17 protein-coding genes are annotated in these 21,964 nt (G+C 52.3%); 7 read left to right on the top strand and 10 right to left on the bottom strand.

Annotated features, from left to right (window positions below; translation table 11 throughout):
- Window positions 1-67 precede the first annotated feature (67 nt).
- The 5 genes from phoB to ACG2XO_RS07080 all read left to right on the top strand — a co-directional run bounded on the left by phoB (window position 68) and on the right by ACG2XO_RS07080 (window position 5,641).
- On the top strand, window positions 68-760 hold the full coding sequence (gene phoB / locus ACG2XO_RS07100; RefSeq protein WP_410500116.1) for a phosphate regulon transcriptional regulator PhoB: 693 nt from the start codon (window positions 68-70) through the stop codon (window positions 758-760).
- Window positions 761-827: 67 nt separating this feature from the next.
- Window positions 828-2,114 (top strand): phosphate regulon sensor histidine kinase PhoR, encoded by a 1,287-nt coding sequence (phoR, locus tag ACG2XO_RS07095; protein WP_410500115.1) that lies wholly within the window; start codon window positions 828-830, stop codon window positions 2,112-2,114.
- A 405-nt stretch (window positions 2,115-2,519) separates the two neighbouring features.
- Window positions 2,520-3,599 carry a transaldolase gene (gene tal / locus ACG2XO_RS07090; protein WP_410500114.1) on the top strand — a complete coding sequence of 360 codons (1,080 nt, stop codon included), beginning with the start codon at window positions 2,520-2,522 and terminating at the stop codon, window positions 3,597-3,599.
- Window positions 3,600-4,105: 506 nt separating this feature from the next.
- Complete coding sequence (locus tag ACG2XO_RS07085) at window positions 4,106-4,732, top strand: AAA family ATPase (RefSeq protein ID WP_410500113.1); 627 nt, start codon at window positions 4,106-4,108, stop codon at window positions 4,730-4,732.
- A gap of 78 nt (window positions 4,733-4,810) precedes the next feature.
- Entirely contained in the window at window positions 4,811-5,641 is an 831-nt protein-coding gene (locus tag ACG2XO_RS07080) for a hypothetical protein (protein WP_410500112.1), read from the top strand.
- On the opposite strand, the gene ACG2XO_RS07075 is transcribed toward ACG2XO_RS07080, so the two are convergent.
- From ACG2XO_RS07075 to ACG2XO_RS07055, 5 genes are all read right to left on the bottom strand, one after another.
- The gene (locus tag ACG2XO_RS07075) at window positions 5,625-7,280 is read right to left on the bottom strand and encodes a phosphoethanolamine transferase (protein WP_410500111.1); all 1,656 of its coding nucleotides are present in this window, start codon (window positions 7,278-7,280) and stop codon (window positions 5,625-5,627) included. The two genes, ACG2XO_RS07080 and ACG2XO_RS07075, sit on opposite strands and share 17 nt — an antisense overlap.
- Complete coding sequence (locus ACG2XO_RS07070) at window positions 7,274-7,990, bottom strand: phosphatase PAP2 family protein (protein WP_410500110.1); 717 nt, start codon at window positions 7,988-7,990, stop codon at window positions 7,274-7,276. The genes ACG2XO_RS07075 and ACG2XO_RS07070 overlap by 7 nt, the downstream gene beginning before the upstream one ends.
- Before the next feature lie 60 nt (window positions 7,991-8,050).
- Window positions 8,051-9,325 carry a sensor histidine kinase gene (locus ACG2XO_RS07065; protein ID WP_410500109.1) on the bottom strand — a complete coding sequence of 425 codons (1,275 nt, stop codon included), beginning with the start codon at window positions 9,323-9,325 and terminating at the stop codon, window positions 8,051-8,053.
- Window positions 9,313-10,011, bottom strand: coding sequence for a response regulator transcription factor (locus ACG2XO_RS07060; protein ID WP_410500108.1), 699 nt, complete (start codon window positions 10,009-10,011; stop codon window positions 9,313-9,315). The genes ACG2XO_RS07065 and ACG2XO_RS07060 overlap by 13 nt, the downstream gene beginning before the upstream one ends.
- A gap of 989 nt (window positions 10,012-11,000) precedes the next feature.
- The gene (locus tag ACG2XO_RS07055; protein ID WP_410500107.1) at window positions 11,001-13,751 is read right to left on the bottom strand and encodes a chitinase C-terminal domain-containing protein; all 2,751 of its coding nucleotides are present in this window, start codon (window positions 13,749-13,751) and stop codon (window positions 11,001-11,003) included.
- 785 nt (window positions 13,752-14,536) lie between these two features.
- On the opposite strand from ACG2XO_RS07055, the gene ACG2XO_RS07050 reads away from it, so the two are divergent.
- Complete coding sequence (locus ACG2XO_RS07050) at window positions 14,537-15,136, top strand: 6-pyruvoyl trahydropterin synthase family protein (RefSeq protein WP_410500106.1); 600 nt, start codon at window positions 14,537-14,539, stop codon at window positions 15,134-15,136.
- A gap of 59 nt (window positions 15,137-15,195) precedes the next feature.
- Here the strand turns inward: ACG2XO_RS07050 and ACG2XO_RS07045 are convergent, their stop codons facing one another.
- The 5 genes from ACG2XO_RS07045 to ACG2XO_RS07025 all read right to left on the bottom strand — a co-directional run bounded on the left by ACG2XO_RS07045 (window position 15,196) and on the right by ACG2XO_RS07025 (window position 20,338).
- Window positions 15,196-16,308 (bottom strand): VanZ family protein, encoded by a 1,113-nt coding sequence (locus ACG2XO_RS07045; RefSeq protein WP_410500105.1) that lies wholly within the window; start codon window positions 16,306-16,308, stop codon window positions 15,196-15,198.
- A gap of 47 nt (window positions 16,309-16,355) precedes the next feature.
- Entirely contained in the window at window positions 16,356-17,423 is a 1,068-nt protein-coding gene (locus ACG2XO_RS07040) for a spermidine/putrescine ABC transporter substrate-binding protein (RefSeq protein ID WP_410500104.1), read from the bottom strand.
- A gap of 122 nt (window positions 17,424-17,545) precedes the next feature.
- On the bottom strand, window positions 17,546-18,322 hold the full coding sequence (locus ACG2XO_RS07035) for an ABC transporter permease (protein ID WP_410500103.1): 777 nt from the start codon (window positions 18,320-18,322) through the stop codon (window positions 17,546-17,548).
- Window positions 18,312-19,241: an ABC transporter permease gene (locus tag ACG2XO_RS07030; protein ID WP_410500102.1), complete on the bottom strand. Its 930-nt coding sequence runs from the start codon at window positions 19,239-19,241 to the stop codon at window positions 18,312-18,314. The genes ACG2XO_RS07035 and ACG2XO_RS07030 overlap by 11 nt, the downstream gene beginning before the upstream one ends.
- A gap of 8 nt (window positions 19,242-19,249) precedes the next feature.
- Window positions 19,250-20,338, bottom strand: a complete 1,089-nt coding sequence (locus tag ACG2XO_RS07025) for an ABC transporter ATP-binding protein (protein ID WP_410500101.1) — start codon at window positions 20,336-20,338, stop codon at window positions 19,250-19,252.
- Between the two features lie 241 nt (window positions 20,339-20,579).
- Here ACG2XO_RS07025 and ACG2XO_RS07020 point away from each other — a divergent pair, with 241 nt between their 5' ends.
- A complete protein-coding gene (locus ACG2XO_RS07020; protein ID WP_410500100.1) occupies window positions 20,580-21,905 on the top strand; it encodes a deoxyguanosinetriphosphate triphosphohydrolase in 1,326 nt (441 codons plus the stop codon).
- The last annotated feature ends 59 nt before the right edge of the window (window positions 21,906-21,964 follow it).

The raw sequence follows: 21,964 nt of genomic DNA, 5'->3' as shown, positions 1-21,964 counted from the left end.
TGTAATATTAAGTTCACACTAAAGCCTTATTCTCGCCATCAAACCTAAACACTTTCCGCGAGGAGTAATGCTCATGGCTGCCAATATTCTGCTGGTTGAAGACGAACCTGCGATTCAGGAATTGATCGCCTTTAACCTGTCACAAGCAGGCCATCATGTGATGCGAGCCGATTCGGCGGAAGGCGCACAAGGCATCGTTCGCAATGCATTGCCCGACCTGATTTTGCTCGACTGGATGTTGCCGGGCATGTCGGGAATTGATTTTGCGCGTAAATTGCGCGGCGATGAGCGCACCCGTTCGATTCCGCTGATCATGCTGACAGCCCGTTCGGACGAGCAGGATAAAATCGTCGGGCTCGATACCGGCGCTGATGATTACATCACCAAACCATTTAGCCCGCGCGAATTGCAAGCCAGAATTAAAGCCGTGTTACGCCGCCGCGCACCACAGGCCACCGACGATCCGGTCGAAATTCAAGGATTGCGGCTTGATCCGGTCACACATCGAGTGACTGCCAATAGCAAAACACTGGAACTGGGGCCGACCGAATTTCGCCTGCTGCATTTTTTCATGACGCATGCCGAACGCGTACACAGCCGTGCCAACCTGCTCGATCAGGTCTGGGGCGACCATGTGTTTGTCGAAGAACGCACGGTTGATGTGCATATCCGCCGTCTGCGCTCGTCGCTGGAAAACTCCGGCCATGAACACCTGATCCAGACAGTCCGCGGTGCCGGGTATCGTTTGTCGGTGAATTAATACCAGCTCTTATCGTCGCAAGAAAAAAAACTTCCAACTCTGTTCTGGTATTTCCCAAAGGCCATCCATGTTCTGGCTACGCTCGATTTTTTATTACTCGATGACCGGCCTGATTGCGCTGTTTATTGCCGCCCTTGCCGGTGCAGCATGGGGGCTTGGCTTTGTTCTGATCATCATGGCGCTGTCCTGCCTGTTTCATATTGTCAATCTGCACCGCCTGCACCACTGGCTAAAAAACCCACTGCTCGACAATGTGCCGGGCGGTCTGCTGCTGTGGCAGGAAGTGTTCGATCAGATTTATGCCGAAGTTCGCTCACAGAAAAAAGCCAAGGAAAGGCTCGCCGGAACGCTGGATCGCTTCCTGCTCGCCGCCGAAGCCTTGCCCGATGGAGTTGTGATTCTGGATGAAACGGACCGGATCGAGTGGTGCAATCCGGCATCGTGCGAACATTTAAGCCTGGATCGCAAACTCGACATGGGGCAGACGATTACGCATTTATTGCGCTATCCGAGCTTGCGCGATTACCTGAAAGAACAGGATTTCAGCCACCCGGTCATTATCCGCATCAGCCGTCCGACCGAGCAGACCCTCTCGGCGCAAGTCGTTCCTTTTGATTCGACTCGCAAACTGCTGCTCAGTCGCGACATTACCCAGCTCGAACGCGTCCAGACGGTGCATCGTGACTTTGTCGCCAATGTCTCGCACGAATTGCGAACGCCATTGACCGTCGTCGGTGGTTTTATCGAAACGATGATCGACATGCCCGCGTCAGATGCCGCTACGCGTGAAACCCATTTGCAGCTGATGTACGAACAAACGCAAAGGATGCAGCGACTGGTCGAAGATTTGCTGACGCTGTCCAAACTCGAAAACGGCGCACAGGTGCGCGAAGAAGACGTCGATATCGTGCAGTTGATGCAGCAATTGCGCACCGAAGCGAACGGACTGTCGCAAGGGCGTCACAATATCGAAATCGGCAAACTTGACCGGGCACGCCTGATCGGCAATCGGGACGAATTGCATTCGGCGCTGGGCAATCTGGTTTCGAATGCGGTGCGTTACACACCGCCCGGCGGCAGCATTACGCTAGGCTGGGAAAAACGCGCCGACGCGGTTTATTTCTGCTGCCGCGACACCGGCATCGGCATCTCCCCCGAACATCTGCCACGCCTGACCGAACGCTTTTACCGCGTTGACCGTGGCCGTTCGCGCAATACCGGCGGCACCGGATTGGGACTGGCGATTGTCAAACACATCCTGAATCGTCATCAGGCGCAAATGCTGATTACTTCAGAACCAGGAAAAGGTAGCGAATTTGCCGTCAAATTTCCAGCAGCACGAGTAATTGAATAACAGGTATTGACCTACAGACCAATAAATACATAAGCCACAAGCAAATACCCACCACCCCCACTGCCGCTCCCTTAAGAGAAAATCTTAAAAATCCGACGCAAAAACACAGAAGCACGGAGGAAATCAGCGTCTATCTTGATGGGTTTTCTCTGCGTCCTTGCGCCTAGCGTCGAAAGCTTTTCAAGCTGTTTACCGTGTGATCGCGCGACCTCAGCGCACCTTGTTGCACCGGCCTTGCCGCAAATCCGCAGCAGATTCTGTCCCGCGCCCCTTGCCCACAAACCCAAGTCACCGTAAATTGCTGCAATCGCATTTTTTTTGCGCCTGAGCAAAGGCAAGGGGCGGCTCTTTGATTAAGATGCTTCTGTCTTTGTATTACTCTCCATTCTCACGAGGTCTCACACCATGAGCAGAATTGCCGCAATCAAACCTTTCGGCCAACGTATCTGGCTGGACAACCTTTCCCGTGGTCTGTTGGCCTCTGGCGAACTGGCGCGTCTGATTTCCGAAGACGACATCGCTGGCGTTACGTCCAACCCGGCGATTTTCTATAAATCGATTTCATCTGATCCGCTCTACACCGGCGATCTGGCCGAATTAAAAAAACAAAACCTGACTGCCGAACAACGTTACGAAGCGCTGGTTGTGCCTGATATCCAGGCTACTTGCGATCTGACTCGTTCGATGTACGACGCAACGAATGGTCTCGATGGTTATGTCAGCCTCGAAGTATCACCGACGCTGGCCAACGACGCGCAAGGCACGATTGATAATGCCAAACGCCTGTGGGCCGCGATTAACCGCCCGAACGCGATGATCAAAGTACCGGCCACCGACGCCGGCGTGATCGCTTTTGAAGAGCTGATCACTTCGGGCATTAACGTCAACATCACGCTGATGTTCAATCTGAAGCACGTCGACAACGTACTGACGGCCTACATCCGTGGTCTGGAAGCACGCGCTGCGGCGGGTCTGCCAGTCGATAAAGTCCAAGCCGTTGCTTCAGTCTTCCTGTCTCGCGTTGATAGCCTGATCGACCCGCAACTGGACGCGATCGGCACGCCTGAAGCGCTGGCGCTGCGCGGTACTGTCGCCAAGTCATTCGTGAAAGTGGCTTACCAGCACTATAAAGGCCTGTTCCAGGGCAGCCGTTTTGCTGCGCTCAAAGCCAAAGGCGCCAACCCGCAACGCCTGCTGTGGGCGTCAACCGGCACTAAAAACAAGGCCTACAGCGACGTGATGTACGTTGAAGACCTGATCGGACCGGAAACCGTTAACACCGTTCCGGACGCGACGCTGGCGCTGTTCCGCGACCACGGCAATGCCGCGAATACACTGGAAACCGGCACCGACGCAGCCGTAGCAACCTTGGTCGCCGTACGCAAACTGGGGATCAACTACAACCTCGCTGGCGAGCAATTGCAGGTCGATGGTTTGAAACAATTCGACGAAGCTTTCGTCAAACTGCTCGAGCTGACTAAATAATCCTGCTTCAAGCCTGTTTCATCCCAGAAAGCCCCGCCGATAAGCGGGGCTTTTTCATACCCACCATAGGTAATTACTGGTAGCAATCAAAAATATTAAGCCTCACGCACATACCCTTAAGGAGACAAATCGATTGCTGACATCAAAATTTCACATTTAGGCCGAAATTTAACAAATCTGTCACATTTAACCCGGCAATTTCTGACATAATCACCTCGCTTTATGTTCTGGTTGTTAGGCTCTGTTGACACTTGGTTTGCGAATCGCGTTTGTGCTGGTTTTGGCCTGAAACAAGGCGCAAAGCCTGACACATAGCCTTCTATGCGAAGGTTTTGCAACGCAGTGTCAGGCCAAAAATAGCCAAACCCTCCGGGCTGGGCGCTTTTTGTGACGACTCTGCGTTATTGCCTGCTCCCATAGAATAACTATGCCTCGCAGTCAACGCCTTGATTCGTCACAAAAATCGCGCCAGCGCGACCGTAAACCAAGTGTCAACAGAGCCTAGTATGCGCAAGATTCTGGTCGTCAACCCCAAAGGCGGCAGCGGTAAATCCACCCTCTCCACCCATCTCGCAAGCTGGTTTGCCTGGCAGGAAGCACGTGTCATGCTCGGCGATCTGGATAAACAGCATTCGAGCCATCACTGGCTTGATTTACGCCCGGAAACTTTACCGCGCATTGAACGCTGGGACATCGGCGCCGATCAGATCGCTCGGCCACCCAAAGGCTGTCAGGTCGCAATTCTTGATACCCCCGCGTGTTTTGGCAGCGCCAAGCTGAAAAAAGTACTGAAAATCGTCGATCATGTCGTCGTTCCGCTGCTGCCATCGGCGTTTGACCTGTGGGCGATTGCCGATTTCTTTGACGAGCTGGCCGAAATGAAAGCAGTACGCCGCGACGAAGTGCAGGTCGGTGCTGTCGGCATGCGAATCAATTCACGCACGCAATCGGCGCAACAACTCCCCGAATTTCTGCACAAGTTCGACATTCCATTGATCACGACGATCCGCGATACCCAGCTGTATAACCAGACCATCCAGCGCGGCATGACGCTGTTTGACTTGCCACACAGCAAAACCCAGCGCGACCGGGAAGAATGGCAACCGTTGATTGACTGGATCATGAAACGCTAGACCCAAGGTGCGACAGCGCAGTGTGGGAACTTTGGGTTTAGCGCTTATAATCGCGATCTTCCCTGCTGCGAGCACGCCATGTCATCTACCACTCTGTCTCCGGAGCAAATCCGGTATATCGAGCAGCATATTGCCAGCCAGCCGGGGCGTGTCCAGCATCTGACTTTTGCTGGACAAAGCATGATCATCAAACGCCAGGAAAGCCGTGCCCGACCACTGGCTTATGGCGCACTCAATTTACTGGCCAAGACTTTTCGCCAGCCTATCCTCGCCGCAGTACCGGCTTTCGGCGGCGCACAGGGGCAAGCGACTGAAGTACACCGACTGCGTGCGCTGGCAGCGGCTGGAGTCAGCGTTCCGCAGCTTTTGCACGTCGCCGACGACTGGATTGCGCTCAGCGATGCCGGCCCGTGGTCGATAGACTGGCTACTCGGCTGCAATCCGTTACCCGCAGGCGTCCCCAGCAAACAGGCCATTTGGGAGGCCGGGCTGGCGGCGATTCTGGCGACGCACCAAAAGGGCCAGATGCTTAGTCAGGCTTTCGCGCGCAATATGCACTGGCAAGCGGATGAGATGCAAAATGGTCGGGTGATCTTTATCGACTTCGAGGATGACCCAACCGGGGTATTAGCTCAGGAGCAAGGTCAGGCAAGGGACTGGTTGTTATACCTGCACTCAACTGCCTATTTACTTGATCAAGATCCTTCAACGCTGGCAGTGCGCCTGCAGCATTACATCGCTCAGGACACGACCGCGGTACAAACACTGATCAAGCACAGTACAGCCAGCCTGAGCTGGCTCAGATTTCTGCCCACACAGCGCAAACCATGGGGGCGCGACGTCGTGTCATTGCAGGGCGCTGGCACAGTGATGCACCAGCTCGCCCAGCTACTTAAAGTGCCGTCTTGATCTGGCAGGCCGCAAACATGTCCAGCCCGCGCTGATATTCCCGGGTTTGCACATCCAGCAGCCCCAGCATCGAGTGAAACAGATTGTCGTGCGAATAGCGCTCTCCCGCATGCTGTTTCACACAAGCGGCATTCAGACCACGGCTTTGCGCGTATTGCGGAGAAAACCACATCAGCGCCGGAATATGCGTCTGAAAATCTGGCGCAATGACATACGGGGAACCATGCAGGTATAACCCTCTCTCGCCAATAGATTCGCCGTGATCAGACATATACACCATAGCCGTATTGAGCTTATCCGTATTTTGCTGCAAGGTTTTCACCAAGCTGGCCAGCACATGATCGGTATACAGCAAGGTATTGTCATAGCTGTTCATAATCTCGCGCTGACTGCAGCGATCAAGCTGATTGGTTTTGCACGCTGGCACAAATCGCTCAAATTGCGCCGGGTAGCGTTTGTAATAGGCCGGGCCGTGGCTGCCCATCATATGCAGCACCAGCACGGCGGATTTTTGCCCCCGGCTGATTGCGTCGATTCGCGTCTGCAGATTTTTCAGCAGCATTTCATCCCAGCATTCGCCATCACGACATAAAGCCGGATCAGGCTGCTGTGAAGTGCTTTCATTGGGCACGCGGTCACACGCCCCTTTGCAGCCGGATTGATTATCACGCCAGCTCACCTGCAAACCGGCGCGCTGCATGATATCGAGCAAGCCCTGATGGCTTTTAGCCTGCTCATCCGAATAATCGCTGCGCTCGAACATCGAGAACATGCACGGTACCGAGACGGCAGTATCAGTGCCGCAAGAGTGAAAATCCGGGAAATTGATCAATCCATCGATTTTTTTCAGCTCGGGATTGGTTTCACGCTCGTAACCATTGAGCGAGAAATTAGCCGCCCGCGCAGTTTCACCGACGACCAGCACTGTCAGACTGGGGCGCACGGTCTTCGCCCAAGTAGCACCCAGCCTGGCATCCTGCCCAATCGGCTCGACGATGACCGGTTTTAACGCCGCATTTTTTTTCAGATAACTGCTGGCCGCCTGAATGTAATTGCTCGGCGCCAGCAGATAGCGTAATTCACGGTGATTGCGAAATAGCGATGCAAAATCCTTGTAAAACCCGGCGGCAATCAGGCCGATCAGCAGAAAACTGCCCCCCAGCACGCCAACCTTGATCAGCAATTCACGCTGAAATGGCCGGAAATGAATCGACGTACGCCAGAGCATCGTCAGCGGCAACACCCCCAGCAATAAGACATACACCAGCAATTTGATCGTCAGCAAATCGCGCGTTTCAGCCGGATTGGTTTCGACGGCATTCTGGATCATTTGCGCATTAATCATCACGCCGTACTGGCTCATGAAATACACGACAAAAGGCGTGATCAGCAAGATTGCGCTCATCACCGGCTTGAAAACATAAGGCAGTGCAATCAAGGTCAGAATGGCGTTAAACAGTAGAAACAGAAAAACAAACCCGACGCCGACAAAAAACCAGCCGCCGAATGAATCAGGTTGCTGCGCGGCGATCAGCTTTTGCCAGAAAACGTGATTGCAAGCGATAAGTAAAAACAACACACAGCTCGCAGTGAGACGCTCGGCGCTCATTCGCAGGAGTGGGAGTGAACGAATCAGCATGATTTTTGCTCCAGTTTGCTCTCCATCGGACGGGGTATAGGCGGCCAGACCATATACAGCATGGTCAGAACCATCCATACCCACCAGAAAGTCCATAGATTGTGCGAAAGGAAATGCGCGCCGCGCATCATTTGCGACCAGCCCATCGCAAAGCCCAGCGTGCTTGCCAGCAGCAAGCCCCGGATCGCCCAGCGGCGCTGGTCATCACGAAATGCAAAGTAAAAAGCCAGTAAGGCAAAGCCGCCTGAGGCATGTCCGCCAGGAAAACAGTGCCCGGGGTTTACGCCATCAGGTAAATCGCCAAATAGCGGCAATAGCGGTGCCGAGCCGCCAAAGAGACTCAGATCCCACGGGCAGGCATGAATGCTGTTGCGCTTGAGCAGTTGCACGACGAGCGCCGAAAGCAGCAGACCGAGCAATAACCAGATCATCCGGCGACGATGGGCAATGAGTTCGGGCGAAATGTGCGACCAGAACAACAGCGCCACTAGCGCCAGCGGGATAAACCACAGCGCACTTTTGAGCGCGCTATGCATGACTGCTTCGAGGAAGAAATTGTTTTTCAGCGGAAATAACTGCTGCGCCGTGTCGTAATACGGCGAGATCAGCGCCAGATCCCAGTTGAGCGGATAAAACCACAGTAAAAATGCGGCAAAACCCAACGGCAACAACAGATGCGAGAGATAAAAGGCGGGCGAGGCGCGGTTCATGAGCTCAACCAGAATCAGCAAGAAAACGCCGAGTCTAGTTGGGCTACTGTGAGTAAAAGCTTAGGTTTTTGTGAGGGTTTTGTGAGGTGGCAAGCCTGAATCCGGCAGCATCTGGATCGTGATCCGCGTCCCCTGTCCGGCCTGACTGTCTATCGTCCAGTGCCAGCCGTGCGCTTCGCAAATCCGGCTGACAATGGCCAGACCCAGACCGAAACCGTCGGGCAAGCTGCTGGCTCGCTCGAAAGGTTGCTGCAGACGCAATATATCGGATTTGGCGATGCCTTCACCACTATCGGCAACGTACAATACACCTGCCTGCCAGCCGATGATGATTTGTCCTTCCTGCGTATAACGCAGCGCATTGCCCAGCAGATTGTCGATCAGCATTTGCAACAATTGAGGGTCAGCCTGAATGATCAGACCGGTTTCAACCCGGTTCTGACGTGCAATTTGCGGCTTTTGACCGGCTAAATGCAGCAGCGACTGCTCGACGGTCGCATGCAAGTCTACGTCAGCCAGATGCATGGCATGCAATTCGCGCGCCAGAAACAGCAATGCAGTCAGGCGAGCCTGCATGTCGGCCGCATCCAGCTCGATTTGCCGCAAGCGCTGCATATCTGCCTCGGGCAGATCTGACAATTCACGCAATAGCTCGGCGCTGGTCGCAATACGCGTCAGTGGTGTACGCAATTCATGCCCCACATGCGCGGTAAATTCGCGTTCCCGTTGCAATAATTGCGCGGTCTGCTCTCTGGCATCGCTGATCGCCCGCGACAGTACCCGCACCTCCCTATCCTGAATTTGTGACAGCGCCGGCGACTGATCATTTTCGACCGCCAGCGTCAGCGCCGAAAGCTGCCGCAATATGCTGGCAGCCAGAAAATGCCCAGCCAGCCCGGCCAGAATACTGAGCAGAACGACCGCCAGGCTCGCACCCAGATAGATATTGCCCAGGCGTCTTTCGTGCTCTTCGGTGTCATACAACACATAGAGCCGCTCGCCATCGTGTTCGCGAACACCGACATGATATTCACGACCATCGACAAAATATTCGGCGTTGCCAACGGCAAAGCGCGTGATGGGTACCGGCAACCCGGCAGGCTTCATTCCCAGCGGCGCATGATAAAACGTGAAGTTTCTGGGTAAAACCAGGCTCCCTGTGACCGGCCATTGCGCTTCGATCTGGTGCAAGGCGGTATTGACCACTTCATCGATCAATTCTTCTTCGTATTCTTCGGCCGAAATCAGTAATGAAGCGGCCAGCGCGATCAGCGAACAAATGCTCAACAGCGCAAAGCCCAGCGCAATCCGGCGCCGCAAACTTATTTCGCGCATACATCACCGCCTTCGACCAGCATATAACCGCGGCCATGCACGGTCTGGATTGGGCTACTGCCGTCTGGCAAGCTCAGCGCGCGCCGCAATTGCGAGAGATGATAACGCAGTGTATCGCTGCTATCCTGCGCCTCGCCCCAGACCGCCAGCTCAAGCTGCTCGCGGGTAAACAGGCTATTGGGTCGTGCCAGAAACGCCTGCAACAGCAACAGCGTTTTGGGCGCCAGCTTCAAAGCTTGCGATTGCCAGAAAGCCTGCCCGGTTTTCGGATCGAACACGATAGCGCCGCAACGCAAAACCTGCGCGGTAAGTTGGCCGCTCGCGCGCCGGATCAGCGCATTGACCCGCATTTCCAGCTCTTTGAGCGAAAAAGGTTTGAGCAGGTAATCGTCGGCTCCGGCGGCAAACCCGGCTTCCTTGTCATCGAGCGTATCGCGTGCAGTCAGCATCAGGATAGGGATATCCAAAGACAATTGCTCACGCACATGCCGCGCCAGACTCAAGCCGTTCATTCCCGGCAGCCCCAGATCGAGCACGATCAGGTCAAAGTGTTGACTCGCCAGCAAATGCAAAGCTACACCTGCATTGGGCGCGGCATCGGGAATAAATCCGCGCGCGCTGAGGTAGTCATAAATATTGGCGCTGATCTGGCTATCGTCCTCGACGATCAGGATTTTGGCGGTCATTGCGGCTCCAGTGTTGGCTGTAGTGTATATGATCGCTTCAGCCAAAATATACCTAGCCATTGTATTCAAACAGAGAGCAATAGAGAAAAGGCATTGCGGAACATACCCATCAGATACTTAATGCCACTCATTCAAGAACAGCCTTAAAATCAGACGCAACAGCGCAGCAGACGCCAAGAATCTTTTCTTGACTGGTTTTCTCTGCGTCTTTGCACTTCTGCGTCGAACGCTTTTCAAATCCCTAGTACAAAATCGAGGCAAAAAATAACCCCCTCTGAATGGAGGGGGTTGGGTTTGAATTTGTTCGATCAGATTTATTGCCGCATCGATATTCAGTGCAGCTTAAGTTAGTCTCCATCCTCATTTTTTGGCATCACTCGCGCAATGCTTGAACCTATCATCAAACCGTCAGTTAATTGAAACCTTTTGCTTTTAAATCCGGAATGCGCGCTTTTCTGCGTCGTTCAGATTGTATTTACGTCTATTTATCGTCAAAGTGAAAAACTTGTCAATTGCTTATTTAACACGCTGGCGCAGGGAAATTGCAGCAATTTTTCCGAACTACCAAATCAGCGCCAAACACCAATGCTGCACCGCACAATAAAAATCGGCACTCCGGACAGAAAGCGATCTACACGCCAAAAACCGATGGTTGCACCGCAACATTACCAGCTACTGATGTAATAAATTCTACTTTTTTCATGCCAATATCAGGCACGAAACTACATGATTTTTTGTACATTTTATGGGTTTATTACCACAGTCAGGCCATGACCATTTTTAATGGCCGATCAAGCCAATACAATAATTACACAAGTTGAAATTTCTGTTTCATCAGCATCATCAACAACAATCACTCTTGCCGACACATGCTTCTTCTTCCAAAAAAAAATAGCCTTCGCCCATATTAAAGTCCGGCTTTATAAATATTCTGCGCAATAAAAAAGCGCGCCCGAAGGCGCGCTTTTTTATTGACTACGCTTGGCTAATTATTGCAATTTAGCCGCAGGCAATTGTGGGTACTCTTGCTTGATTGCGTATGTTTTGCCACCAATTGTAATCACATAATTGCTTGGTGATGTAATTGGCAAGTGGTAGTTCAGTGTCACATCCATGCTTGCGCCTGGAGCCAGTGATTGCCATGTTGGCAAGCTGAACTCGGCAGTATGGAAGTCACCTTTGAAGCCACCGATATTGTTACCAGTATGCTCGGAAGCAACTACTTTCAGACCCGCGCCAGACTGGTCAGTCATCGCACCAGGTGCAGCGACTGTGTACTGGAACTGAACTTTAGTACCGCCAGCAATCGTAGTAGACGACTTGTTGGTGATTTTCAGTTTTGGATTCAGTGGGTAGTTCTGATCGCCCAGCTTGAATTCAACCAGATCAAAAGTCAGATCAACTGTTTCAGCTGGCATTGCTTTCTTCGCACGTTTGTTGCCCATAGGCGACGCAGTTTTGAAGTTAGATGCAAACAGTTTGGTCAAAGTAGAACCTGGTACATATTCGCCTTTTGCTGCATTCCAGTCGTAGTCACCAGCCAACTCCCAGAACATCGCGCCGCCAACACCGTTGTCGATAATCCACTCAGCTTTCTTCTGAACAGATTGCTCATCTTCGGTAGACAGGAAGACTTTCTTGCTGGCATTCCACAACCATGGTGCAACCAGAGTTGCATCGTAGTAGCGAGTGTAAGTACCAGTCAGATTAGCTGCAGACAGACCGAATTGGCTCAGGTACGAACCTGCGATACCTTTTTCAAGGTTTTTCGCGTGCCACATCGGGTTAGAACCGGCGCCCATTTCGTTGCCGTTCTGGTCTTTATCATGCCAGAGATTGTCGATACCGATTGCACCAACACCACACTCTGTCAGGCCAGGGCCGCAATTAGACGACTTAGGCGAAGTACCCCACAGACCATTCGTGCCACCAGTTACATCTTTGTGACCACGAGTGTAGTAAGGAACACCGGCATTGATACGGCCAGCTGGCAAGGCACCACGGAAGTAGCGGTATGCCCAATCCGTATTCAGGTAGCCGATACCACCGTAGGCTGCAGTTGTGTAAACCGACCATTTAGCCAACTCTGCATCTTTACCGTCGTCGAACAAGGCTGCATTTGGACCAACAAACTCGTTCCATGCACCGTGCAAGTCGTACGTCATCATGTTGACGTAATCCAGGTATTTAACGCCCTGGAATGACTCCATGCCGCGCAGCAGGTAAGCCGATGATGGTGAAGCAATCGTCAGCATGTAGTACTTGCCGTCTTGTACTGCAGCTGCATCGAGTTTGTTACGCAATACGCGCAGCAATTCACGATAAGACGCTTGCAAGCCAGCCAGACGTGGCGATGAAACAGCCCAATCCAGTGGATTACCGGCTTGATTCATTGTCGTTGGGTACTCGTAGTCGAGATCCGCACCGTCAAAGCCGTATTTACGCAAGAACGCGACAGTTGAATCAGCAAATGCATTGATACCTGCAGTGTTGATTGAACCATCCGCATTGGTCGTCATGCTGTAGAAGCCACCAGAAGCGACGCGGCTGCCATCAGGCGCGAAGTAACCACCGGTTTCAGCCCAGCCACCAATCGACACCAGCGTTTTCACGCCTGGGTGCTGTTTCTTGAATTTGTTCAAGAGATTGAAGTGGCCTTTGTACGAGAATGATGGATCCATCTCTGCACCAGCAATTGCCGGTTTGCCGTCCGAGCCATCCCAAACCATTTGCGTAGACTCATTACCAGCAGCAGTTTCGTTGACCGAAACTTTGTGATTGCTATCAATGTGCGCAAAAGCGTAATTGATGTGAGTCAGGCTATCCCAAGGGATGTCTTTAGCGAGGTAAGAAGGCAAGCCGTTCTTACCAGTACGCCAGTTGGTGAAGTAACCGATGATACGGCGGTTCAGGCCGTTCGCCAGCTTCTCACGACCACTGGTGTCGTAAACACTGCAATATGGCACGTTAGCAACTTCAGAAACCAGACCATCTGGGCGGCAAGCTTCTTGGCCATTTGGCGTTGGAGTTGGTCCCACTGGCGTTGCAGTTGGCGTTGGGGTTGGCGCAACTGGTGTAGCCGTTGGTGTTGGTGTTGGACCAACTGGCGTCGCTGTTGGGGTTGCTGTTGGTGTTGGAGTCGGGCCAACTGGTGTCGCGGTTGGCGTTGCAGTTGGCGTTGCAGTTGGTGTTGGAGTTGGGCCAACTGGTGTTGCAGTTGGTGTTGCTGACGGCGTTGGTGTCGGACCGCAAGCACCCATATCCAGCCATGGTTTGCCTGAACCTGTATTCAGGTTAGGTTGCTCGCCCTGAGTCCACCACTGAGCCTTGTAAGTACGGCCATTGTAGCTAACGCTCTGGCCACCCGTGTAGGCAGTTGCGCTATTCCATGCTGCGGCAGTACAGCTACCGGCAGGCGTCGCAGTCGGTGTTGCTGTTGGCGCAGTAGTCGGTGTTGCTGTTGGTGCAACTGTCGGTGTTGCAGCTGTCGTTGCGGTTGGAACTGGTGTCGCAGTTGGTGCAGGTGTTGCAGATGCAGTACCCAGCGCTTCCCAAGGACCCCATTGCTCGGTACCCGGAACATTGCCTTGCGTCCACCATTTGGCTTTGTAATCGACGCCTTGATAGGTCACGACTTCACCGCCGGTGTAAACAGTCGTGCTATTCCATGCGGTAGCCGCGAAAGATGCTGACGATGCCAGAGCAACAACAGCAGAGATTGCAGTTAAACGAAAGTTCATTGGTTTCCTCTCATCCTAAGTGATTAGCTTCTTCGTGCCACTTGTTTAACCACATGAAAGTATCCGTGGCTACTAATGCAAGGCGCTGAGCTATAAAATCAACACGTTTCAAATGGCGTTGCTATCGACAGCAAAGTGGTCTTAGCCGTCACGAGTAGTTCATTACACACATGTAAGCAAATCAAGCTAACTTCATACTTCTCCGGTCTGAGCGAGCTCAAAGCAGAAGCAGTAATGAGTGATTAATCACCAGTCAAAAACGCTTGTCAACGCCCCTTTTTTGCCCTGTGAAATGCACCACTCAAGCAAAAAACCATTAGCTCCGACATACAACACGACTCGACGGAACAAAATTATTGCAATGCAACACAAAATATATATCTCATTGATTTTTATTGATATTTATACATAAATAATTGCTTGCAACACATCATTAGCAATTTATGATGTAGTTTTTTGATACAAAGCCTCGTAGTCAACAACAAATAATCCACTCAAAACCCGACAACTTATGCGTTCTGAAATCACTGTTTCAATCGTAAAAATCGCAGTTGATCAGTAAGCATTCACGCAAAGCTTACTAAAAACCTTTCATTAGGGTTTCTACCTACCAAGGCAAGCCCTTGTCAGCTTAGTGGTATTAGCAAGTCCCACTCCTTATTTGCAATTCACTCAGCAAGCGACAGAAACAGGTTTTGCCCAGCGACAAGATTGCAGGGTAATCTCGGCTTGCCCGAATCGGTTTCATCTGATAAAACCGTTTCTCACGCTTGGAAATAAAACACATGCTGATTCGCAAACTATTTAAATTCGAAAATGCCCATATCGTGCGCAACTGCTCGTCCGAGCGCTGCCGCAGCTCGATTCATGGTCACAGCTATAGAGTGGAAGTCTTGCTGGAAGCGCACGCACTCGACCACGGGCAAATGGTTTACGATTTTGGCTTGATGAAAGGCACGATACGCGATGTGATTGACGCGTTTGACCATGCAATCTGCTTCTGGGACAAGGACGATGCCGAATACATCCGGCTGTGCAAAACCTTTTCGGCACGCTGGATTGCGATGCCCGTCTCGCCATCAGCTGAGCAATTTGCACGATTATTCTTTGTCATCATTGATCGCATTCTGGCGCAAACCATCATGAAAAATGGCGAAGCCGATGTGCGTCTGCATTCGATCATTGCGCACGAAACCGATACCGGTTATGCGCAAGCATTCCGTGAAGACGCTTACAACCCGCGTATGGGCGAAATTCAGCTGGAAAATATCGTTTTTTCAGCGCAATGCCAGCAGGAGTGGAAAGATCCGCAGATGTATCAGAAACTGCTGAAGCAAAGTAGCTTTACCAATCCGGACGTTCCTTTGCAAATTAGCTCAGAGTAAATCCTGGAGTATAGCCTGAAATGGCAGCCCTTATAACTTATAAGGGCTGCGTCAACATACTAGGCAAAGTATTCCGAGCCGTCTTGACTGCCGAACAAATACCAGACCAATAAAGCCATTGCGCCAAACGGCCATATATCACCAACCACTTGCGCCAGACCGCTAAAATGCAGCAAATGGCCATACTGCCATTTGAACAAGGGCAAAGTCGCAGTCAACTGCGGAGCCAATGGCCAGATCAGACTCACACCCACAGCCAGACTCAGGCAAACAATCGCCAGCACCGCCCGATAGCGACGATGCAAAGGCCAAGCCAGCACCAGAATCAGTGCACCGCACAGTCCGCCCAAAATGATATTGAGATTTAACCAGGCAAAAAATTGCTCGGGTTTGAGCAACATGCCGGCAAAAGCCATTTTCAGCACTAGCGCAAAACCCAGAATAGCGCTGACCACGCGTGGAATATCGCGCCCGTAAGCAAGCAAAACCGAAGCAAATAAACCGACGCCTGCCAAATTCAGCATTACTCCGGCCGCTTCAAGTAAACGCAAAAACAGCGCGGCATCAGCAATCGGCGCAATAAATGCCTGTGGCAAGCCGCGCGGCTCGACCACGACGCCCAGATAAGGCTGGGTCGGATCAAGCTGCGTGACAAACCACAGCACGAGCCAGACCAGACTCCATTCCATCACCCGCCCGCCAGCCAGCAATTCATGCCGAAAAATCAGCCATCTTTGTACCCAGGAACGGCTGCGTAGCACCAGCCCCATTGCCGCACCAATCAGGCCACCGCTGGTATTACTTAAAATATCAAGATTCGAAGCGATTCGCCCCGGCAGAAACTGCTGAATGAATTCAACGCTACAGGAAATGGCAGCACAGGCAATGACCGCAATCAAGGCGGCCAGCACGCGTTGACGAAACATCAGCATCAACCCAAGGCCGAGCGGAATATACGCCAGCACATTGACGGCATTGTCAAAAATGGTCGCGTAATACGGTAAAGGGTAAGTGAAAAAGGCAAAAACCGGCTCGCCGGTAAAACGCCAGTTTGTAAAAGGAAACAGGCTCAGAATCAGCACGAGCAGCAAGGAAACCGCAACAAAAAACGGCGAAATGCGGGTAGGCTCGGCCTGGCGCGCCAGATAGCGGATAGGGGGAAGACGAGGCATAAATGCTCAGCACAATCGGGGAGCAAAAGCTCCCCTTGCTGACCCAATTACTTGGCAGTTTTAACCTGAGTCCACATCCGGTTCAGATCACGCAATGGTTTGCCTTCCAGTGCGTTCAATTGCTGCAATTTTTTCATCGCATCGGCAGTCGGGAAAACGGCGCTGATCGATTTGATTTCCGGTTTTACAAACTGGCCTGCTGCAGCATTCGGATTGCCCGAACCAATCAGATTGGTCAGTTGCGCCGAGTTTTTGCCATCAAGCATGAAATCGATGAATTTGGCCGCCAGATCAGGACGTGGCGCCGATTTGAGCACCATCATATTGTCCACCGACAAGGTGTTGCCTTCTTTTTGCAGCGCATAAGCGATGCCGAATGGGCGTTTGGCGGCTTTGGCATCGGTATTGGCCTGGAACATGTCGTTCGAGTAGCCGTGTGCGACCCAGATATTACCCAGCGTTAATTCTTTGATATAGCTCTGGCCATTAAACGCAGCCCAGAATGGTTTGGCTTTGATAATGGTTTCCTGCGCTTTTTTCAGCTCTTCGGGTTTGGTCGAGTTGGCCGAAAAACCGTTGTACATCAAGGCTGCAGCAAATACTTCGCGACTATCATCCAGTACCGTGACTTTGCCTTTGATTTTGGCCAGCACCGCCGGATCAAAAATCATCGCCCAAGATGTCGGATCAATGCCCAGCTCTTTGATTTTTTTGTCGTTGTAACCCAGCAGCGTTGTCGTAAATGCATAAGGCAATGAATATTTATTGCCCTGATCAAACTGGCTATTCATAAAAGCCGGATTGACATTTTTGGCATTGGCCAGCTTGGCTTTATCCAGCGGCTGAACCAGGTTTTGCTTCACCAATGGCGGAATCGCAAAACCAGTTGGCACGACAACATCGTAACCTTTCGCACCGGCCGACAATTTGGCCAGCATTTCTTCCATCGAGCCGTAATAGTCTTGTACTACACGACATTTACAGCTTTTTTCAAAACCTTTTACGCTTTCAGGGGTGATGTAGTTATTCCAGTTATACAGGTGCAATACGTCTTCCGCGCCAGCCGTATGAGCTACGCCAGCAGTCAACATCAATGCCAATAACAATTTTTTCATTTCATCACCATATGATTAATTAAAAACGGAAAACCGGAACAGCCAGAATCGGGCGATTATGACATGAAACCGGATTGCCTCATTTTTCATCGACCCGAAGCGGGTTTTTTTTCAACACTGGATTATTCTGCACGCAAAGCGTGCGGAGCCAGTTTGCTCGCCACAACGATGAGCAATAGCGTCAACAGCATCAGCAGGGTCGAAATCGCGTTCACTTCCGGTGTCACTGCAATACGGATCATCGAGTAGATCTGTAATGGCAGCGTCGACGCGCCTGCGCCAGCGGTAAAGAAAGTAATCACAAAGTCGTCGATCGACAGCGTGAATGCCATCAATGCGCCGGCCACAATCCCCGGCATGATCAGTGGCATCGTCACCAGCCGGAAAGCTTGCAACGGCGTAGCGCCCAGATCGCGCGCAGCCTCAACGAGCGCTTCGTCCATTCCCTGCAAACGGGAACGCACGACGATCGCAACAAAGCCGATACAGAATGCGATATGCGCCAGCGTGACCGACAAAAGGCCAAGCGTCATATTGAGCATCACGAAGAAAATCAGCAGCGACACCCCCATCAGAATTTCGGGAATCGCAATCGGCGTCAGCACCAGCAAGGGCAAGAGCCGCAGCTTGTATTTGTGCATCGCCAAACCGGCCAGCGTCCCCAGTGTTGTCGCACACAAACTGCTCACCAGCGCAATCAACAAGGAATTGCGCGCGGCAATCAGCATTTGATGATCATTGAACAGAACTTCATACCATTTGAAAGTAAACCCGACCCATTCCGCATTCAGCTTGGAGTCGTTAAACGAATACACCACCACAATCACCAGTGGTAGATACAAAAAGGCATAGACCAGCAAGGCGGCAGCCCATAACCATTTGGATTGCTTAAAGTGCATCGCGCTTTCCTCCACGGCCGACCAATGCAGCCAGACCAGCCAGCAATAACACCGCCAGCGTCAGCATGATCGACAGCACCGAACCAAACGGCCAGTCGCGGCTATCAAGAAACTGCTGCTTGATCAGATTACCGATCATGATCCCGTCGGTACCGCCAACCAGATCAGGCACAGCAAACATGCCCAGCGCCGGGATGAAAACCAGCGCAGCACCAGCCCATACCCCGGGGAGGGATAGCGGCCAAGTGATCTTCCAGAAACGCTGCCAGCCCGATGCCCCCAGATCTTGCGCCGCATCGAGCAAAGCCATATCGTGCTTTTCCAGATTGGCATAGAGCGGCAAAACCATAAACGGCAGATGTACATAGACCAGAACAATAATCACCGCGATATGACTGAACATCAGCTGCACCGGACCAACACCAATCAAGCCGAGCACCTGATTGATCACCATACTGAAATAACCCTGAGGCCCCAGAATAATCATCCACGCGTAAACGCGGATCAGGAAGTTACTCCAGAACGGCAAAATCACCAGCAAAATCATCAGGTCGCGGTATTTTTTCGGGCTGCGCGCAATCAGCCACGCCAGCGGATACGCCATCACCAGACAGATCAGCGTCGTCAACCCGGCGTACCAGAACGATTTGATAAACAGCTCGATATAAATCGAGTCGGTAAAAAACAGCGTGAAATTGTCGAAAGTCAGGTAATCACGCCAGTTATCTGCGTTCACCAGCAATTCATTTGCACCCGTCTCGGGATTGCTGCCAATCAGTGGCAACAAACCGCCGTAATCACCGGGAAAACGAAAAGCTGCAAACGCCATAATCAGCGATGGGATCGCAAAAAAGATGATCAGATACAGCAGTGGCGGGCCCGAAATCAGCCACTTATTAATACGATTTGATTTAGCCATCACAAACCTCAGGCCAGGATGAAATGACCAGCGTCAAACCGCCACGCCAATTCAACCGAATCATTGTCATCAAAAAACTTGGCGCGTCCCGGTGCCGAATTGGGTAGCATCGTTTCGACCAGCATGCCGTTATCAAGCTCGACGATATAGATCGTTACATCGCCCAAATACAGGCAATCGTGCACAGTCCCTTTGAAATGGACTTCATCACTGTCATCGCTTGGCAGTGTGGCGCCGAGTTTAATTTTTTCCGGGCGCAAAGCCAGGCAGCCTTTCTGCCCCGCTTGCACGCCGTCCAGCGGCAAAGTATGGCAAACGCCAACACCGGCAATTTCGATCGTCATCCGCTCGCTATCACAATCGACGACAGTGGCATCAAGCAAATTGCACTGACCGATAAAGTCAGCGACAAAGCGGCTTTTCGGATAGCTGTAAATCGTTTCAGGCGCATCAAGCTGCGCCACTTCGCCCTTGTTCATCACCGCAATCCGGTGCGACAGCGCCAGCGCCTCACCCTGATCGTGCGTGACATAAACGAAAGTAATGCCGACTTCTTTTTGCAGATTGATCAGTTCGATCTGCATTTCCTCGCGCAATTTGGCATCCAGCGCCGAGAGCGGCTCATCCAGCAACAGCAAACGCGGACGATTAACCAGCGCGCGGGCAATCGCGACACGCTGACGCTGGCCGCCGGACAATTCATGCGGGAAACGCGTGGCAAACTGTGTCAAACGAACGTCATCGAGCACTTCGGCAACGCGCGCCTTGATTTCATCCGCAGCGACATTGGCCATTTTCAGCGGAAACGCAATATTCTGCGCCACCGTCATATGCGGAAACAGCGCGTAATTCTGGAACACCGTATGCACCGGACGCTTTTCGGGCGGTACGCTGGCGACGTTCACACCGTCGAGCATAATTTCGCCCGAATCAGGCTGCTCGAATCCGGCCAGCATCCGCAGCAAAGTCGTTTTGCCACAACCGGAAGGCCCCAGCAGAGTAAAAAACTCACCCGCCTCAACCGAGAGGCTAACGTGGTTAACTGCCGTAAAATCGCCAAACCGTTTTACGACATCCCGAATTTCAAGCAGCGCCATGACCTGTCCTATGTTGAAAAGCTCACCCTCACGAAAAGCCGCGCCATTTTAGCAAACTCCACCCCGCGAGGGGGGAAAATTCCCCTAAAATGAGCACCATAAGTAACCGTGCAAAAGTTTTCCAGCAAGGCACCGAAGCCGTACGAGCAGTACACACGTACGACAAGGCGAGGTAACGATGCTGAAACACTTTTGCTTGTCTACTTACCTCACTCCCGCCCCTTTCACAGCGAGCCCTCCGATGACCATGCAGTGGAACCGACTGCTCAGCGCACAGCGACTGGGTATTAACGAGATAGAATCAAACGACACCGAAGCCGGTCGCAGCAATTTCCACAAAGATCATGACCGCATCGTTTTCTGTTCGCCGTTTCGCCGCATGGGACGTAAAACGCAAGTTCACCCGATGACCGAAAACGACCATGTGCACACCCGGCTGACGCACAGCATCGAAGTTGCCTGCGTTGGCCGCAGCCTGGGTGTACTGATCGCAGAGCGTTTGCAGGGGCAATTGCCTGCGCATATTACGCCGTACGATCTGGGCGGCATCGTCCAGGCGGCGTGCCTGGCGCACGATATTGGCAATCCGCCGTTTGGTCACGCTGGTGAATATGCAATCCGCGACTGGTTTCGCCGCCCCGAACACGCTTATCTGATGCAAAACCTGAGTCCTGAGGAGCGACGCGACTTGGTCACTTACGAAGGCAATGCACAGGGTTTTCGCATCATCACCCAGCTGGAAAACCATCGTTTCGAGGGCGGGCTGCGCTTAACCTATGCCACGCTGGGCACCACACTCAAATACCCATGGACCAGCGAACACGCTGGCGGTAAAGGCAAATTCAGCTGTTATGAATCCGAACAGCACATTCTGCTTCAGGTCGCACAAACGCTGGGGCTACCCGAAATCGCGCCGGGCAAATGGGCGCGCCACCCGCTGTCTTATCTGATGGAAGCCGCCGACGATATTTGCTATGCGATTCTTGATCTGGAGGACGGTATCGAAATCGGCATGCTGCCGTATGAAACGGTCGAACCTTTACTGATGAAAATTTGCGGCGGAGAAAAGAGCCTGCTCGAACTCGAAGTCGCCGCAGCGCCATCGACGCGGCGCAAAATTTCGCTGTTGCGCGGCAAAGCCATCGACCGTTGCGTGCGTGAAGTCGCCAACACCTTTATGGCCAATTACCCGCGCCTGATGGAGGGCTCATATCAGGGCGACCTGCTCAACGATTGCCCATACACGATGCGGCAAGGCATCAATGAAGCCAAGCAACTCGCGCGCGACCGGATTTTCAATGAGCGCCGCAAAATCGAAATCGAAGTCGGCTCGTTCACCTGCCTCGATATTCTGCTCGACGCTTTCTGCAAGGCGTCGTACGAGCTCAAAGTCAGCGCGCATATGCCGTTCCGGATGAAACGCGTACTCGATTTAATGGAATACAATGCACCGCGCAAAGACTGGCCTTTATACGACAGCTACCGGCGCGTACTCGATTTCATCGGAGGCATGACCGACAACTACGCAACGTATCTGGCGCAGCAAGTCGGCGGAATGGGTAGGTAGTATTGCCATGCAGACCAATATATACCTAGCCAACGTTAAAATACCTACCCACCCTATCC

Origin of the sequence: Chitinibacter sp. S2-10, assembly GCF_046530675.1 — a bacterium.
In the GTDB taxonomy this organism is placed as follows: domain Bacteria; phylum Pseudomonadota; class Gammaproteobacteria; order Burkholderiales; family Chitinibacteraceae; genus Chitinibacter.
Note: the sequence above shows the minus strand (reverse complement) of the source record. Positions and strands in the feature narration are given on the sequence as shown.

Bases quoted from the DNA above. Each gene is read 5' to 3' on its own strand.
- phoB (WP_410500116.1), top strand. From the start codon at position 68: ATGCTCATGGCTGCCAATATTCTGCTGGTTGAAGACGAACCTGCGATT.
- phoR (WP_410500115.1), top strand. From the start codon at position 828: ATGTTCTGGCTACGCTCGATTTTTTATTACTCGATGACCGGCCTGATT.
- tal (WP_410500114.1), top strand. From the start codon at position 2,520: ATGAGCAGAATTGCCGCAATCAAACCTTTCGGCCAACGTATCTGGCTG.
- ACG2XO_RS07085 (WP_410500113.1), top strand. From the start codon at position 4,106: ATGCGCAAGATTCTGGTCGTCAACCCCAAAGGCGGCAGCGGTAAATCC.
- ACG2XO_RS07080 (WP_410500112.1), top strand. From the start codon at position 4,811: ATGTCATCTACCACTCTGTCTCCGGAGCAAATCCGGTATATCGAGCAG.
- ACG2XO_RS07075 (WP_410500111.1), bottom strand. From the start codon at position 7,280: ATGCTGATTCGTTCACTCCCACTCCTGCGAATGAGCGCCGAGCGTCTC.
- ACG2XO_RS07070 (WP_410500110.1), bottom strand. From the start codon at position 7,990: ATGAACCGCGCCTCGCCCGCCTTTTATCTCTCGCATCTGTTGTTGCCG.
- ACG2XO_RS07065 (WP_410500109.1), bottom strand. From the start codon at position 9,325: ATGCGCGAAATAAGTTTGCGGCGCCGGATTGCGCTGGGCTTTGCGCTG.
- ACG2XO_RS07060 (WP_410500108.1), bottom strand. From the start codon at position 10,011: ATGACCGCCAAAATCCTGATCGTCGAGGACGATAGCCAGATCAGCGCC.
- ACG2XO_RS07055 (WP_410500107.1), bottom strand. From the start codon at position 13,751: ATGAACTTTCGTTTAACTGCAATCTCTGCTGTTGTTGCTCTGGCATCG.
- ACG2XO_RS07050 (WP_410500106.1), top strand. From the start codon at position 14,537: ATGCTGATTCGCAAACTATTTAAATTCGAAAATGCCCATATCGTGCGC.
- ACG2XO_RS07045 (WP_410500105.1), bottom strand. From the start codon at position 16,308: ATGCCTCGTCTTCCCCCTATCCGCTATCTGGCGCGCCAGGCCGAGCCT.
- ACG2XO_RS07040 (WP_410500104.1), bottom strand. From the start codon at position 17,423: ATGAAAAAATTGTTATTGGCATTGATGTTGACTGCTGGCGTAGCTCAT.
- ACG2XO_RS07035 (WP_410500103.1), bottom strand. From the start codon at position 18,322: ATGCACTTTAAGCAATCCAAATGGTTATGGGCTGCCGCCTTGCTGGTC.
- ACG2XO_RS07030 (WP_410500102.1), bottom strand. From the start codon at position 19,241: ATGGCTAAATCAAATCGTATTAATAAGTGGCTGATTTCGGGCCCGCCA.
- ACG2XO_RS07025 (WP_410500101.1), bottom strand. From the start codon at position 20,338: ATGGCGCTGCTTGAAATTCGGGATGTCGTAAAACGGTTTGGCGATTTT.
- ACG2XO_RS07020 (WP_410500100.1), top strand. From the start codon at position 20,580: ATGACCATGCAGTGGAACCGACTGCTCAGCGCACAGCGACTGGGTATT.